This window comes from Pseudomonas sp. BMW13 (assembly GCF_013357275.1).
Classification (GTDB): domain Bacteria; phylum Pseudomonadota; class Gammaproteobacteria; order Pseudomonadales; family Pseudomonadaceae; genus Aquipseudomonas; species Aquipseudomonas khazarica.
In genome coordinates, this window is record NZ_SUKD01000017.1 from 1 (window position 1) to 16924 (window position 16924).

Consider the following 16924-nt stretch of genomic DNA (forward strand, 5'->3'; position numbering starts at 1 on the left):
CTTCATCGCTGAAGTGGCGCGCATTCTACAACCCACAGAACGCGCGTCAAGCTTAAATTGCACTTTTATTACTCGGCCGCCTCCAGCGCTTCGCGCAGGCCGCTGCGCCGCTCGACACGGCGTAGCACCGCCTGCTCGAAAATACCGCCACGGCTTTCAATCAGGCTGAACCAGCGCCGGGCACGGGTGATGCCGGTGTACACCAGTTCCTTGGTCAGCACCGGGTTGAGCGCATCCGGCATGAGCAGCGCGCAATGCTCGAACTCCGAGCCCTGCGACTTGTGCACGGTCATGGCGAACACGGTCTCCACGCTGCTCAGTCGACTGGGCAATATATGGCGCAGCTCGCCACTGCCATCGTTGCGCGGGAAGACCACGCGCAGTACCTGGCGCCCCAGCTCATCATCCGGCAGGTTCAGTGCAATGCCGATGTCGCCATTCATCAGGCCCAGGCTGTAGTCGTTGCGCGTCACCAGCACCGGCCGCCCCTCGTACCAGCCGTGGTCGGCAGCCAGCAGACCGACTCGCAGCAGGGCCCGGGCGATGCGCAGATTCATTTCCTCGACGCCCCAGTTTCCCTTGCGCACCGCGCAGAGCAGCTGGAAACGGTCGAATGCACCCAGTACCGCCCTGGCCCAGCTTTCCCACTGCGGCGAGGGGGCGTCAGTGGCCGGGCGCTGCCCATGCAACACATCTAGATAGTGCCTGTAGCCCTGTGCCAGGCCAGCGACGCCATCGAGCATGAAGCGCTCCAGGGCAGCATCCTGCTCGCCAGCCAGTTTCAGCCGCTGCAGATCGTCATGCCCCGCCTCCAGCACGCCCCTGGCACGGCTCGCGTCACCGGCGTTGACCGCCAGTGCCAGCTGGCCGATGCCGGAGTCGCTACCGAAGCGCCTGGAATGACGCAGCATGACGATATGCTGCGCCAGCGCCTGCTGCCCCTCGACCAGCGACGCATCATTCAGTTGCTCTCCCGTGCGCGCCTGCAACCAGGCCAGGGTCTGCGCGCTGTAGCCGCCCTGCTCGGCATCTCGGCAGAGATCGCCCAGCACGGCCCCCGCCTCCACCGAGGCCAGCTGGTCCTTGTCTCCCAGAAGAATCAGTCGCGCATGCAGCGGCAGCGCATCGAGCAGGTTGGCCATCATTTCCAGGTCGATCATCGAGGCTTCGTCCACCACCAGCACGTCCAGCGGCAACGGGTTGCTCGCGTCGTGGCGGAAATGACGACTGTCCGGCAGGCTACCCAGCAGGCGATGCAGGGTCGTCACCGTGGTCGGGATCTGTTGCTTGATGGCGTCATCCAGCGGCAGCGACGCCACCTGACCACCGATGGACTCGGTCAGCCGTGCCGCAGCCTTGCCGGTCGGCGCCGCCAGGCTCAGGCGCAGCGCAGCACCCTCGGCCACCGCAGCCTCCTGCAGCAGGGCCAGCAGGCGCACGACAGTGGTCGTCTTGCCAGTCCCCGGGCCGCCGGTGATCAGGGTGAAGCGTCCGCATGCAGCCAGGGCGCAGGCCAGCTTCTGCCAGTCGGCCTGACGCTCACCGGCCACCTGCAAGGGTTCCGGGAACAACCGGGCCAGGCGCTCGGCCAGCCGCTCCGGCTCTTGCGCCGTGGCCTGCAGGCGCTTGCGGATATGCGCGGCGACACTTTGCTCGTAGTCCCAGTAGCGCCGCAGGTACAGGCAGGTCCCCCGCAACACCAGTGGCGCCGCCAGCTCCGGCGCCAGCAGCGCGCTGGCCCGGCAGGCATTCAGCCACTGCTCCAGGCTCACCGTCTGCAGCACCTGCGACGGCAACGCCAGCCCCTGTTCGGCCTCCTCGCCCTCCGGCGGCAGCGAGAGTGCGAAGTCCGGATCATTCAGGGTGACCGCCAGGTCCAGGCACACGTGCCCCTGGCCCAGCTGATGGCTGGCCAGCGCGGTGGCCAGCAACATGAGCGGCGAAGCCGTTTCATCCAGCCCGGCGAAGAACTGCGCCAGTGAACGGTCCAGTTCGCGCAGCCAGCCCTGCTCGCTCCAGCGGGCCAGCATCTCGAAGAGCGCCTCCCGCGTCTGCAATACCGCACTCATGCCGGCACCTCCCCGGCACCGCCGACAAAGAGCGCGTCGAGCTGCTCGATCAGTGCCCGTGGCGGACGGGCCAGGTACTGCCCGTTGTGCGGCGAGCGCAGAAACAGATAGAGGGCGCCGCCCAGATGCTGGTCATAGTCGTAGTCGGCCAGCCGCAAACGCAGCTGCCGGTGCAGGGCGAGCACATAAAGCACGTACTGCAGGTCGTAACGGTGATTGGCCACCGCCTCGGCCATCGCCTCGGTGGTGTACGCGCTGTCGTCAGCGCCCAGCCAGTTGGATTTGTAATCGAGCACGTAATAACGCCCCTGATACTCGAACGCCAGGTCGATGAATCCCTTGAACATGCCATTGAGCGTGTCGGCCCGCAGCGGCTGACGGGCCAGGCCGGGCAGCTCGAAGCGCTGCACCAGCGCATCGAGGCGTCGCACATCGACCTGGCGCGCCTCGAACCAGAACTCCAGCTCCGACTGGTAGTCATCCAGCTGCGCCAGGCTGGCCACGCTGCCTTCGGCCAGGCGCAAGGGCTGCGCCAGCAGTTGCGCCAGCCAGTGCTGCAACGGCTCGATCCAGCCCTGCATGCCCCGTCGCTGGCAACGCCGGGCCAGCAGATCACGCATGACCTCGGGCTGCTCGAGGCAGTGCGCGAACCCTTCGCTGGCGGCCAGCTCGAGCAATCCGTGGAGGAAGGTGCCTGGGCTGGGCCCACGCGGGAAGCGGTGCAAGCCCTGCGCAGACACCGGCATGCCGGGCTGCTCCAGCACCGCGCCTTCATCATCCGTGGCGTTCTGGATGGCCGCGCTGTCCGGCGCCGCATCTTCGTGACGCTGGGCGCTGCGCTGCTCGCCCTCGTCCAGGCGCAGTGCACTGTACGAGGCGATCCACCAGTGCTCGGCCGCACGTCGCACCGGCGTTCGCCATTGCGCCTCGAAGGCAGCAGCTGATTGTGGCTGATAGCGCCTGTCGCTCACTTCGGGCGGCGCCTGCAGACGAGTGCCGGCAGCGCTGCCGAAGGCGCGCAACCAGCCCTCGAGATCGGCGCTTTGCGTCAGCGCCTCACCACCGCCCAGCAGATAGCCGAGTGCGGACTGGTGTAGCCGCGACTTCTTGGCGTTGCCGATCTTCAGATCCGCCACACCCAGCCAGCAGGCATGCCGCGCGCGGGTCAGCGCCACGTAGAGCAGGCGCAGGTCCTCGCCCAGACGCTCTCGCTCGGCACGCTCGAAGGCCTCCTCGTCCGCCTTGAGCAGCACGCGGCGGCGTTCGCCGTCCTGTACCAGCAGCGGTTTCTTCTCATCCAGCGGACGGAAGCCGCAGATGAATGGCAGGAATACCAGGGGATACTCCAGGCCCTTCGATTTGTGGATGGTCACCACCCGCACCAGGGCCTCATCGCTTTCCAGGCGCAAGACCTGCTCGTCAGCGCCCTGCCCCTCCCCGGCCAGCAGCTCGCCGAGGTGGCGGATCAGCGCCTGCTCGCCGTCCAGTTCGCTGGAGGCCTGTTGCAACAGCTCGGCCAGGTGCAGCAGGTTGGTCAGCACCCGCTCGCCATCGTCCTGCCCCATCAGGCGTTGCGGCAGGCTGAAGTCCTGCAGCAGCAGGCGCAGCATCGGCAGCACGCCCTGGCGCTGCCAGCACTGGCGATAGCCACGAAACTGCATGACGCGACGCTCCCAGCTGCGCTCATCGAGGTTGAGGCACTCCAGTTCGCTCAGTGGCAAGCCCAGCGTGGCGCTGGCCAGAGCCGCGCGCAGCGGGCGGTCCTGATCCGGCTCGGCGCAGGCGCGCAACCACAGCAGCAGGTCACGCGCCTCCTGGGCGGCGAATACCGAATCCTTGTCCGACAGGTAAACGCTGCGCACCCCACGCGCGCCCAGCTCACGGCGAATCGCCTGCGCCTCGCTGAAGTCACGCACCAGCACGGCGATGTCACTGGGCTGCAGCGCGCTCAATTCACCGCCGCGCAGGAAGCCGGCCTGCTGCTTCTGCCCCTGGTCGAGCAGCGCGACGATCTCGCTGGCGGCGGCACCCGCCAGCGCCTCCACGTAGGCCTTCTTCGACAGCGGCTCATCCGTGCTCAGGTGCCACAGTGTCAGCGCCGGCTGCTCCTGGCCCTGGACCGTCCAGCATTCCTTGCGGCCCTGCGCACCGACCTCGATGAACGGCAGATCATCGCGCAGCAGGAAGGCGCCGGCGCCGGTCTCCCGTCGCTCCGCTGCCAGGAACAGCGCATTGACCGCATCGACCATGGCCTGGCTGGAGCGGAAGTTGGTTTCCAGGTTGTAGTGGCGCCCATGAGTCGCGCGGCGTGCGCGCAGGTAGGTGTGAATGTCGGCGCCGCGGAAGGAATAGATGGCCTGCTTGGGGTCACCGATCATGAACAGCCCGCAGTCCTCGCGGTTGGCCTCGACCTGGTAGAGGGTGTCGAAGATGCGGTACTGCAGCGGATCGGTGTCCTGGAACTCGTCGATCATCGCGACCGGGAACTGGCGGCGGATGACCTCGGCCAGGCGCGGCCCGTTCTCGCCCTGCAAGGCGACATCGAGGCGGGTGAGCATGTCGTCGAAGCCCATCTCGGCGCGCTGGCGTTTCTCCCAGTCGAAACGCGCGTGCACCCAGGCGGCGGCATGACGCAACGCCGCCTCGCCCGGATCGCTCAGTGCGCCCAGGCGCGCCTCCAGCTCAGCCATGGCCAGCAGTGCCGGATGCTGCGGCGCCTCGCCCTTCCAGGCTTCCGCCAGGCCATCGGGCGTCAGGCGCTTGAAGCCGGTTCCCAGATCGACCACGGCCTCCTCGCCGCTCGCCCACTCCCGCAGCTTGTGCAGCCACGGGTTGTAGTAGCGCGCCTGGATCTTGCGCGCGTCCACCTGTTTGTCGGCGACGGCCTGGTCGAGCAGCAGCTGCAGCTCTTCGATCCATTTCGGCCAGGGTGCCTTCAGCGCCGCCAGCTCGACTTCGCGGGCACTCAATACCTGGTCGAGCAAGGCGCCGAGCGTTTGCGGGGAAACCTCGGCCGCCTCCCCGAGCAGCGGACGCAGGCGCACGCCAAGCCCGTCCGGCGTGCCCCACTGCTGTGCGACCCAGTTCAGTGCCGCGCCCTGCAGGGGGTAGCAATGCTGCCGCCAGTAGTCGCGCACGACCTCGGCCAGCAGCTCGCTGTGATCGGTCTCCAGAGTCTGGCTGAACAGGCTGCCGCTGTCGAAGGCATGCTCACGCAGCATGCGCTGGCACCAGCCATGAATGGTGGAGACGGCCGCCTCATCCATCCACTGCGCGGCCAGCTCCAGGCGCCGGGCGCAATCGGGCCACTGGGCGACGTCGAAGTCATCGCGCAGCGTCGCCAGCAAGGCATCGCCCTGGCCATCACCGCGAAACACACTCGCCGCCTCCACCAGGCGGGCACGGATGCGGTCACGCAGCTCACGGGTGGCGGCGTCGGTGAAGGTCACCACCAGGATCTGCGGCGGCAGCAAGGGTTCGGCGAACGCCGCGTCACCGCCATGACGGAGGATCAGCCGCAGGTACAGGGCGGAAATGGTGTAGGTCTTGCCCGTGCCGGCACTGGCCTCGATCAGGCGACTGCCGTGCAGCGGAAAGCGCAAGGCCAGCGGACGTTGAACGGCGCTCATGGCTGCACCTCCTCGAGCGCGCGCGGGGCACTGTCGAGCAGAGGCCGGTACAGGCGCTCGCTCCACTCGGCAAACGCGCCATCGGCCGTCAGGCCAGTGAAGTCGGGGAACTGCCGCGTCAGACTGGCGCTGCCCGCCACCTCACCGGTCATGTTGAATCCCCCCTCGTACAGCGCACGCGCCTTGTCCTCGTTGCCGTCATGCAGCCAGGCCAGCGAGGTTTTCAGAGCGACCGGCAGCGGCGCGCGCATGCCCTCGCCCCAGCCCTGCAGCCAGGCCGTGAGGATCTCGCGAGCCTGCTCGACAGGTACAGGGTCGAAGGCCAGCGAGCGGTCTTCCCCGACGAGCAAGGTGGTCAGCGGCAACTTGCAGGCCGCCGCGATCACGTGCAGCACATAAGGCCGCAGCAGGCGGTGCCACTTCCACGCGCCTTCCTTGGCCAGCGCCCCCGGTACTGCCTGCAGGCTGGACAGGGCGCCGTCAGCATTGCGGCGCAGACCGTTCAACCAGCCGTCCAGCAGCACATCGGCCTGAACGAAATGCAGCGGCAAGGGCGACTCGAGGGCATGCGGCCAGCGTTCAGCCAGCGCGCGATATCGCAGAACCTGCGCAGGCAGTGGCGCCAGGAGCGCCTGCCGGTATTGCTCGCCAAAGCCTGCCAGCGGCAACACCCCGCTGCGGCGCAAGCGCTCGGCCGCGACCATCAGTGCCGCCTCGGGTGCCTCCTCCTCGGCCAGCAGCGCCGCCTTGAGCAGGCGCTCCTGCAACTGGTAGCGCTGCAGGCCGTCCAGGGCGAAGGGTTCGGTGTCCAGCTGACGCTGGGCCTGTTCATCCAGGTGCACCTTGAGCCGGCGCGTGAAGAAGCATTTGACCGGGTCGCGCAGGAAGCTCTGCAACAGCTCGGGCGTGAGCGTGCCGCCCTCCTCCCAGGCCGGCAGCGCATCAGCGCCTTGCGCCTCCGGCAGCTGGCCATGCAGCGCCGCCCATTCATGGGCATAGCTATAGAGCGACGCATCGCCGGCGAAGTAGCGACGACTGAAGGGCTGCAAGGGATGCTCGGTGGTCAGCGCGTGCAGCAGATCGCCACCGTCCTCCAGGCGCCAGGCGCTGGCCAGGTGATCACGCAACTGGCCGATCAGCACCGAGGGCGGCCGCTCGCTGTTGTCACGCACGCTGCGCCCCACCCAGCTTATATAGAGGTGGTCACGCGCGGCGAGGAGCGCCTCCAGCAACAGATAGCGATCGTCCTCACGCCGGGAGCGGTCGCCAGGGCGGTAGTCGCCGGCCATCAGATCGAAGTCCAGCGGCGTCTGGCTGCGCGGGTAGTCGCCGTCGTTCATGCCCAGCAGGCAGACATGCCGAAACGGAATCGCGCGCATCGGCATCAGCGTGCAGAAGTTCACCGCGCCGGCAAGGAAGCGCTGGCTCAGCCGCCCCTGGTCCAGCCCGGCGAGCCAGGCTTCGCGCACCACCGCCAACGGCAGTGGCTCTTCCAGCGCGGCGCCTTCGCAGAGCTCGAGCCAGGTGTCCAGCGCCTCCAGCAACTGATTGCGCAGCACCTCGTCGCGCTCGTCCTGGGGGAGGAAGAATGCCTCGAGCAGACTGCGCAAACGCTCGCCCCAGGCGCTTGGACTGGCCGGCTCGCGCAGGTTCTCCAGCAACGCGTCGAGCGCATCGAGCAGGCGGTTGAGGGGGCCGATCAGCGCGGCATCCAGCCCGCCGATCTCATCGAACGGCTCGATGTCGGCGTAGGCCTGGCCACGCCCGACCGCGTAACCCAGCAGCATGCGACGCAGGCCGAAACGCCAGGTGTTCTGCTCCAGGCCGTGGCCCACGCCAAGCGTCTCGCGCTGCGCGGCGTCCAGCCCCCATCGGATGCCAGCGCCCTCCAGCCAGCGGCGCAGGGTCGGCAGCGCTTCCTCGCTGATGGCGAAGCGCGCACGCAGCGCCGCCACATCCAGCAGGTCCAGCACCTCGCTGACGCTGAAGCGGCTCTCCGGCAAACGCAACAGGTGCTCCAGCGCGATCGCCATGGGCTCCTTGCCGCGCAGCCCCTGGTCGGCCAGGGTGAAGGGAATGAAACGCGGGTCGTCGCTGGCGAACTGGCCGAACACCGCCTGAATGTGCGGGGCGTAGGTGTTGACGTCGGGCACCATGACGATCACATCGCGCGGACGCAGGCTCGGGTCGCTGCTGAAGCGGTCCAGCAACTGGTCGTGCAGCACCTCGACCTCGCGCTGGGCACTGTGCGCGACGTGGAAACGCAACGACTGATCCTCTCCGGGCCGCAGCGCCGGCCAGATGCGCCGGCTTTCCTCGAGCGGGCGCAGATCGAGGATGTCGTTCTGCACCTGGCCCAGCAGGCCGTCTTGCGCAGCGGGGCTGAACAGGTCGATGCGCTCGAACTGCTCGCGGTAGCGCTGCGGCTCGTCGTACTGATCCAGCAGATTGATGTAGTCACGCCCCTGCTTGCCCCAGGCGGCCAGCAGCGGCTGGGCATGCTGGTGCATCTCCGCCTCGTCGAACAGGCCGATCTGCCCGGCGGGATTGCCCTTGCGCCGCTGGCGACGGTACTCGTGGCGCAGCAGGTCCTTGTCCTCGACGATATCGCCCCAGTGATGCTGACAGGGGTTGTGCACGAAGAGCATCACCTGGCTGAAGCGCGCCATGGCCGCCAGCGCCTCCAGCATCTGCGCGGGCAACGAGGAAATACCGAATACCGTGATGCGCCGGGGCAGGCCCGCTGGCCGGCTGTCCAGTTCCCCCAGGCGTGCGACGAAGCGCGGGTGCACCCCGGCGCGACTTTCGGCCAGGTGTTCCTGCCCGACATCCGCCAGCAGCGCACGCCACAATGCCGGTTGCCAGAGCGATGCGTCATCCAGAGGGCGCTCGCCGCCCCGCGACGTGCGCAGACGATCCTGGCCGTTGGCCCAGTCTTCCAACCAGTCGGCGCGGTAGACCTGATACTGGTCGAACAGATCCGCCAGGCGCTCGGCCAACTGGTAGCGCTTGCGCAGATCCTGGTCATCGGCCAGAAAGCGCCGCAGCGGAGCGAACGCGTCGTCGCTCAGCAGCTGCGGCAACAGACGCATCAGGCGCCAGGTCAGCGGCGCCTTGTCCAGCGGCGACTGCTGGGGAATCGCATCACGCCCCAGCACGCTGCGATAGGCCTGCCAGAGAAAGCGCGCAGGCAGGTCGACATCCAGCGCCGCCGCGATCCCGCAGCCATCGCGTTCAGCCAGCGCCAGCTTGAGCCACTGCGCGATGCCGTTGCTCTGCACCAGCAGCACCTCATTCTCCAGCGGCCGCAGCGGATAGCGGCGCATCCACGCCACCGAGAGCGCACGCAGCTCTTCGAGGTGGTTACCGTGAATGACGATGAGGCCTGGCGACAGCTCCGGGCTGACGGACATCGACTAACTCCTGTCGAGAATCGAAGCGCAAGTTTGCCAGCATTTTCGGACAAGGTGCGCGATGACTGCAGGAGTCGCTCGGTGCGCCGCGCCTATGAGCGCTGACGCTTGCGTTGCTGCTTGACGCGATACATCTCGCCATCCGCCAGGATGATGGCTTCCTCGGCGCTGGTTTCGGCGGGCATCACGGCGGCGACCCCGACGCTCGCGCCCTGATAGTCGAGGGCTTCCACGCCTTCGCCCAACGGGTAGCGCCCGATCGTCGCGCGGCTCAGGCGCTCCTGCATCAGACTGGCGGCGCTACTCAGCTCCTGGTCCAGGGCCGCGCTGTCCGGCGATGCGCCCTGGGCGATGACGATGAACTCGTCACCGCCAACGCGGCCGACGCTGTCACTGTTGCGCAGGCTGCGCTTGAGCTGGTTGGCCACGCCCTGGAGAAAGTGGTCGCCGGCCTGGTGGCCATAGACGTCATTGATTAGCTTGAACCCGTCCAGGTCGATGACCCCGATCAGCACGTACCTGTTATCCCGCTGCGCCAGGGCATACAGATGCTCCAGGTCGCGCAGGATGGCGCGCCGATTGGCGAGGCCGGTGAGAGGGTCGGTCAGGGCAAGCGTGGCCAGCTCGGCGTTGGCGGCCTGGAGTTGCTCGACCAGCAGCTCGCGCTCTAGAAAGTAGCCCAGCAGCGTCGACAGCAAGCACAGCACCGGTTCGACCTTGGGCGAACAGGCGACCTGCTGCGAACTTGCCGCGCAGACCGTACCCAGCACATGGCCGGCCTGGGAACGGATGGGCGCACTCAGGTAGGTCTTTATCCCCAGCGCCTGGGCGGCGTCGGAATCACCCCAGCACTCTGAAACGTTGTCCGAGTACAGGCGATTCTCCTCCAGAGCCCGCTTGCACAGGGTGTCAGCCCAGGGCACCACGAGCCCTTCGGGGATGACCATCTGCCCGGTGTTGCGAACAATCTCGACCCGCTGAAAGCCCTCTTCAACGTTGATGGTCGTCAGGTAGGTCGACTCCATGCCCGTGAGCTGGCCGAGCAGCGCCAGCAGAGGGCGAGCCAACTGCTCCAGGGAGCGGGCCTGGGGAACGGTTTCCGACAGGAGGGATAGGATCTGGTCCATCTGGACGTACCAATAGCGAGGCCACAGAACCGTTGTCGATCAGGAAAGAGCTGCCCGAATGAAGCGCGTTTCCCTAGATGCCGACGATCACTGCTGACAGCCCACCGCTGCTGAGCCATTCCCTTAAGGTGGCATCACTCTAAGAATAGAGGGTCTTTGCCCAAGTCGCGCTTTTTTCAGAACACTCGGCGGAGCTTCAGGGCTGCGGACTGGCGCCGAGCCCTGAAACGCTACTGACTAGCCCCGGCTCAACCCGGTCAAGCGGGACGACAGCGCCTGCATGGCGCTACTGACCTCATCCAGCGCCTGGGCATCGCGAGCGTTCTCCTCGCTGATGCTGTGGATGCGCACCGCCAGTTCGTTGATCTCCTGAGTGACGTGGCTCTGCTGCTGCGCCGCCACGGCGATCTGCTGGGCGCGCTGGGAGATATCGTCGAAGCTCTGTACCGAACTGGAGAGCGCCGAGGCGGCGCCTTCGGCCTCGACCACTGCATGCTCCGTGCGCGCCTCCCCCGCCTGCATCGCCTGCACCGCCTGGCGTGACGCCTGCTGCAGCGCACTGATCATGGTGCCGATTTCATTGGCCGAGGACTGGGTCTTGCCCGCCAGGGTGCGCACCTCATCGGCCACCACCGCGAATCCACGGCCTTGCTCACCGGCACGCGCAGCCTCGATGGCCGCGTTCAGGGCCAGCAGATTGGTCTGCTCGGAGATGGCCTTGATCACATCCAGCACCGCCCCTACCTGCTGGCTGTCCTTCTCCAGCTGGCTGATCACCGAGGCTGCACCCGCCATTTCCGTGGACAGCGCCTTGATCGCCGCACTGTTGGACGCAACCTTCTGCTGCCCCTGCTGCACGACGACCAGCGAACTCTGCGCGGTATCGGCGCAGTCATTGGTGTTCTGCGCCACCTCCTGCGCGCTCGACGACATCTCGGTGATCGCGGCTGCCAACTGCGTGTTCTCCTGCCGCTGCTGTTCGGCACGCCCCGCCAGGGTGCTGCTCAGGCCACCCAGCTGCGCGGCCTCGGCCTGCAGGTGATCGGCCTCTTCGGCAATGCGCTGGAGCATGGTGCGCAACTGCCCGGCGTAGCGGTTGACCGCGTGGCGCAGTGCGCCGATTTCGTCTTCGCGCTCCACGCTCAACTCGACATCACGGCTGGCAGAGCCGCGCCCCAGCGAATCGATCTGCGCAGTGGTTTCCTCCAGCTGGCCGATCAACTTGCGCCCTGCCAGCCAGGCCAGTGCCAGCAGCACCGCCAGCAAGGGCAGCAGAAACAGCAGAATTTCCCAGGTCAGCGCATGGGCCAGGCCCGTGACCCGCTCCTGCGGCGTCGCCAGGCCGATGACCCAGCCGGTATCCGGCATCACGAACAGACTGACGCGACTGGCCTGGTTGAGCTGTTCATCCTGTTCCAGATCAATGTTGCGAATGCCCCCGGCGCTGCTGCCGCTCAACGCATCCTGAATCGGCTTGAGCCAATCGTGCTGCTGCGCCAGGTCGGCGAACTTGACCATCGCGCCACCCTTGCCGCCGGTCATGCCCGGAAAATGCAGTACGTTCCCGGCCTGATCGAGCGCGAAGGCATAGCCGTCGGTGACCTTGCCCTGCTCGGTCAGAAAGCGCGCCAGATCATCCAGCAACAGGTCCAGCGTGGCGACCCCGGCAAAGCGGCCACTCAGCTGGTATGGCACGCTACAGGTGACCATCGGCACCCCCGTCACCGCATCCTGATAGGCCTCCGACCAGAGGCACTGGCCGAGCTTGCTGCTACGGGCGCCGGTGTACCAGGCATCGTTGTGATAGCCAGGCCCGTCTGCCGCGTTGTAATCGTCCGAGTAGCTCAGGCGACCATCGGCCCCACGCGCCCAGAAGAAACTGCGGCGCTCGACGCCATCACTGAAGGCATTTGGCTCGGGCCAGACGCCACCACCGGCGATCGCCCGGTCCCCCTGATTGTCGATCAGATTGGGCAGGCTATCGCGATACAGCGCCTCCTCACGCGGCAGCACCTCGGCCAGATGCGCGAGGCTGGCCGTCACCCCCTCGATACGCGCCAGCTGCAACGCCAACTGGCGCACGATGGCGCTGCCGGTTTGCTCGATCAGCTCACCACTGGCCGCCACCACACGGGGTTGCCCACGCAAGGCCATCACCGAGAACACCGCCAGTGCGGTGAGAATCAGAAGCACGATGCAACCCAGGGTCAAGCGCTGGGACAGTCTAACGGGGACCAAAGCCATGCGATTACTCCTACTTGGGAGGGACACTACAAGGGGCTACCAGAACTGCTTACGAACGCTCCTAGTTCCACCAGCAGGATCAGTTGCTGCGATACTCCATCGCCTGTGCCATCTGCGTACAAGCGCCCTGGCCAGGATACCCGCGCCAGATGCCTACCCTGAGTTATAGATGAACAGGCGCGGCGTTACACCGTTTAGTCGGCGGGCAAGGCGTCGACTTGAGCGCAATCGCAAGGCGCCGGGAACAGAGCAAGCCCGCTTCCCGCCAGCAGCGCCCCCGTATTTGAAACCAGACCTGCCCGGACAAGGATGAACAGGATGCAGATCCGTGAACTGACCCGCGACGACCTCCCCAGCGCCAGCACCCTGTGCATGGACGCATTCATGCTGGCAGTTGCGCCCTCGCTGCCGCCCCAGGGCGTGGAGACCTTCAGCAAGCTGGCAGACGCAGCAGCGTTCGCCGAACGCATAGCCGGTGACAACCTCATGCTCGGCTGCCTGGAGGATGGCGTGCTGACGGGGCTGATCGAGCTCAAGGAAGGACGCCATGTGGCGATGCTGTTCGTGGCGCCGGATTGCCAGCGCAAAGGCATCGGCCGGCGCCTGATCGACGCGGCCATGGAACATGCCAGAGGCGACGTGCTGACGGTAAGAGCAGCGCTGTCTTCGGTGAAAGCTTACGAGCGCTATGGATTCATCCTGACCGGCGAAGTTGGCGAGTTCGCCGGGCTGATTTTCCAGCCCATGGAAAAGAGGCTGACCTCCATCCAGGCCGGGTCTGAACCGCTATTGCCGGCAAGCAGAGCTGCACACCGCGTATCCACGGCGAGTCGATTCGAGCTGATCAACGCTGGGCTATTCGGACACCTCGCCCCCGCCAGACAAGTCCGAATAGGCTGGGGCCAACGTAGTACCTAAACTATGGAAATAGGCTTACACACATGCGTCACTGAACTTCGGGCCATTCAGCTAAGCTGGAGCCTGGACTCGATAGGAGCACGCAATGTCTGCCAAGGAAGAGCAGCTACTGCAGCTACTGGGCCTGATGGCTCGCAGCATGACCCACATGACGGCCTCCCTGACGGCCATGGCCTTCGATCAGCTGCAGAGCCAGGACGCCACTGTGCAGAAGGCTGCCAAACGCATTATCGAACGCATGCAAGCCATCAACGAGGAGCTGGACCAGCAGTGGGAGCTGGTCGGTCAACTCACCGGCGAGCGCGACCAGGAACTGCTGGCCGAAGCCCTGGACTTTTCGCTATCGCCGGCACGCAAGGAAACGGTTGATTGAAGGCCCCGTCATAGCTCGCCGGCGAGGGCTGTCATCCTGCGCACCTCAGTGTCTGCTGCCAGCCAGAGGCTCGCTGACTCATTTCCCCTGCGTCTGAAGCGGCGTCGATCTGGATATCACCTAAAGCGCCAAGTAGCTTTCAGCGCGTCTTGCGCAGTTCAAAAGTCAAACAGCCCGGGACAGACCAAGCCCACCATGTCGATGAAATCAGTGCCTCGCCTACTCCTAAGGCCTGACTTGAAGGCCAGCGCAGGCGTCCTAATCACACCTGCCTTACAGAAAGATGCCACGCAATAGCCGCTGACCACACCCGCAAAGCCCAGCTGCAGTTCAATCGCTGGCTGGATCTGGACGAGCGCGAGAAGACCCCGGAGCGCCTGGTCGTAATGCTTGGCTTCGACTACTTCACCCTCCTCGACCTGCTGACCATCGCCCGCTCCCGCCGGCATATCGAGAAGTACTACGGCACCACCGAAACCGGCCGTTTCCCCACACGCCTGCCCCCGATCAACATCAAAGCTGACGTGGATGCTGCTGGGCAATTTCGCGCCATTCGCGAAATCAACCAAGAGATTCGCCGGCTCAACCTCGCCAGCTACGCGCCGCTGCGCTACGTCTTGCAGCACAAGCAAGCGGCTTACGACGCCAAATACAGCACCGAGATCCGCGGTGGCGAAAGCTTCTTCCGCCAGGCTGACCGCGAGGAGAGCCTGATCCACCTGCTGCGCATCAACGTACTCAAGCGCATGGAAAGCGCGGTGGCTCTGAACACAAGAGCCAGCCAATTTCCTTGTTGAGCCAATCTCAATTGGCAACCAATTGGCAACCAGAAAGCCATTTTCTCGGCGACGCCGAAAAATCAGCGGGCATAAAAAAATCCAACCACCGCTAAGTGGTTGGATTTTCTAGGTTTTTTTGGTCGGGACGGAGTGATTCGAACACTCGACCCCTTGCACCCCATAAGGGTAAAAGACCCTCCAGAGCAAACCACAGAAAACCGCAAAAACATCGTAACCCGTTGTTTCTATTCCAATAATGCCTTATTTTTGCTTCCACTGTCGTCTTGTAGCCTACGCCCGAATCCACGCACAAACGGTCACCAAACGGTCACCGGAAATTGCATCGAGACGGACGCTGAAATGGCAGACATCACAGACCGACAGATGAGCACTAAGCCCGGTCCTCGGGACATCTGGCTCAACGAATCCGCCCCCAAAGGGCACGGCCGCTTCATGGCCCGCATCAGGCCCAACGGCGAGCGCCTCTTCTACTACCGCTACACCGACTCAAACGGTGCCAGGGTACGCCTTCCGATCGGCTCCTATGACCGAGATGGCACCTCCGGCCTGACGCTCAAGGCTGCCCGTCAACGTGCCCGAGAGCTGACAGAGCTGTACCTGAGCGGAATTACGGACGTACGCGAGCATCTCGAAGCCGAAGAAGCTGCCCGCAAGGCAGTAAGAGATGCCGAAATCGCCAGGCTTGAAGCAGAAAAAGCAGCATCCGAAGCTGCATTAGCCCGCCAAGCGGCCCGCAAAACGGTAGCTGAGCTTTTCGACCATTGGGCACGGGTTGATCTGATCAACCGAAAGGACGGCGGTGCCGAGGTGCGCCGCATGTTCAATAAGGATGTGCTGCCTCTGATTGGTCACTTGGCCGTCGAGGACGTCAGAAAGGGGCACATCACAGAAGTAACAGACAAGCTTCTGGCCAGGGGTGTCAACCGCATGGCGAAGCAGATCTTCTCGCTGATGCGCCAGATGTTCCGTTTCGCGGTGGATCGCGACCTGATCGATAGCGACCCGACAGCCAGCATCCGAAAAGCAAAAATCGGCGGCAAGGATGTCGAGCGAGATCGCGTACTGAGCGAAGACGAGATCCGTGCGCTGGCGAAGCAAGTGCCATCTGCCGGCCTTTTGGTCACCTCACAAGCCGCCATCTGGATTGCCCTTTCAACATGCTGCCGTATCGGAGAGCTTCTGGCTGCACGATGGGAGCACGTCGACCTGAACAAGCGTACCTGGCTGATCCCGTCTGAGAACAGCAAGAACAAGAAGGCCCACCTGATAATGCTTTCGGAATTCACGGCGCAGAAGTTCCAGGAGCTGCGTGAGATCACAGGGTCCTCTCCTTGGTGCTATCCGAACACCGACGGTAGCGGACCAGTCTGCCCGAAGACGGTGACAAAGCAGATCGGCGACAGACAAAGAATGCCCGGCCAGAAAGTCATGAGCAATCGCAGCGCGATGGCCCACGCCCTCCTCCTACAAGGTGGCAAATGGACGCCGCATGACCTTAGGCGAACCGGGGCCACGCTCATGACGATGATGGGCGTCCTGCCGGAGGTAGCAGAGCGCTGCCTGAATCACACCGAAGAGAACAAGGTGAAGCGCATCTACCAGCGCCATAGCTACGCCCGTGAAATGTCAGACGCGTGGTTCCAGCTTGGCCATTACCTGAACGACCTGATTAACAACGAACCAAGTGCATCGAAACCATGAGAAAAGACCTATTAGCGCTACCTTGGCTGACAGCTGACCAGGCACTTGTCTTGCTGAACAGCATGCTTGGATACGAAATCGCCTACGAAGATTTGATCAGCCAGTGCCAATATCGTCACTGCGAGGCATACGCTCTCCTGGAAAACGTCGAGGGAGTCTCGTCTACCCCACTCCCTACAGGCGATACGGATTGGACCATGACTTGCTACGCATCAGGCCCACAGAAGGTGCTCAACCCGGAGGCTCTCACAGGTTCAAAGCGGGGTGTGAAGCTCTACCTTTCCGGAACAGTAGCAGTGAAGGAGGAAGACGAGCGCCGCAGGTACACGTCTATAGAGTGGGAGGCAGATGTTAATCTCGATAGTTGCGCAATCCGGTTTCAAACCTCGAGCATACAAGAGCTATATGAGCTGATTGCCAGCATGAACAAGCCTCTTGATGCCCGGGAAAGGAAAAGTCTGCACCGGGTAATTGCCGTACTGGCATCCATGAGCGGAGTAAACCTGGATAAGCCTTACGCTGCCTATGCCGCCATGGAGACTAAAGCAGCATCTCTGGGAATACTGCTCGGCTCCGATGATACGGTCGCCAAGCACCTTGAAGCTGCAGCCGAAACTGTAGGTCAATGACCCGGATAAGTCCTATTAGAA

General features: G+C 64.6%; 8 protein-coding genes and 2 pseudogenes. 5 read left to right on the forward strand and 5 right to left on the reverse strand.

All coding sequences use genetic code 11. The features are described from left to right. Positions 1-68: 68 nt before the first annotated feature. From recD to E4487_RS13870, 5 genes are all read right to left on the reverse strand, one after another. A complete protein-coding gene (recD, locus tag E4487_RS13850; protein ID WP_175253634.1) occupies positions 69-2069 on the reverse strand; it encodes an exodeoxyribonuclease V subunit alpha in 2001 nt (666 codons plus the stop codon). Continuing rightward, a complete protein-coding gene (recB, locus tag E4487_RS13855; protein WP_175253635.1) occupies positions 2066-5698 on the reverse strand; it encodes an exodeoxyribonuclease V subunit beta in 3633 nt (1210 codons plus the stop codon). Before recB ends, recD begins: the two co-directional genes overlap by 4 nt. Next, positions 5695-9111: an exodeoxyribonuclease V subunit gamma gene (gene recC / locus E4487_RS13860; RefSeq protein ID WP_175253636.1), complete on the reverse strand. Its 3417-nt coding sequence runs from the start codon at positions 9109-9111 to the stop codon at positions 5695-5697. Before recC ends, recB begins: the two co-directional genes overlap by 4 nt. A gap of 92 nt (positions 9112-9203) precedes the next feature. After that, entirely contained in the window at positions 9204-10238 is a 1035-nt protein-coding gene (locus E4487_RS13865) for a sensor domain-containing diguanylate cyclase (RefSeq protein ID WP_175253637.1), read from the reverse strand. Between the two features lie 237 nt (positions 10239-10475). After that, positions 10476-12482, reverse strand: a complete 2007-nt coding sequence (locus E4487_RS13870; RefSeq protein WP_175253638.1) for a methyl-accepting chemotaxis protein — start codon at positions 12480-12482, stop codon at positions 10476-10478. 318 nt (positions 12483-12800) lie between these two features. On the opposite strand from E4487_RS13870, the pseudogene E4487_RS13875 reads away from it, so the two are divergent. The 5 genes and pseudogenes from E4487_RS13875 to E4487_RS13895 form a co-directional block, all read left to right on the forward strand. Continuing rightward, positions 12801-13241: pseudogene (locus E4487_RS13875) on the forward strand (GNAT family N-acetyltransferase); the annotation flags it as partial. Positions 13242-13485: 244 nt separating this feature from the next. Continuing rightward, positions 13486-13773, forward strand: a complete 288-nt coding sequence (locus E4487_RS13880) for a hypothetical protein (RefSeq protein ID WP_175253640.1) — start codon at positions 13486-13488, stop codon at positions 13771-13773. A gap of 308 nt (positions 13774-14081) precedes the next feature. Then, a pseudogene (locus E4487_RS13885) lies at positions 14082-14558 on the forward strand (helicase); the annotation flags it as partial. 354 nt (positions 14559-14912) lie between these two features. After that, positions 14913-16274, forward strand: coding sequence for a site-specific integrase (locus tag E4487_RS13890; protein ID WP_175253641.1), 1362 nt, complete (start codon positions 14913-14915; stop codon positions 16272-16274). Positions 16275-16471: 197 nt separating this feature from the next. Further along, positions 16472-16903, forward strand: coding sequence for a hypothetical protein (locus E4487_RS13895; RefSeq protein ID WP_175253642.1), 432 nt, complete (start codon positions 16472-16474; stop codon positions 16901-16903). Positions 16904-16924 lie beyond the last annotated feature (21 nt).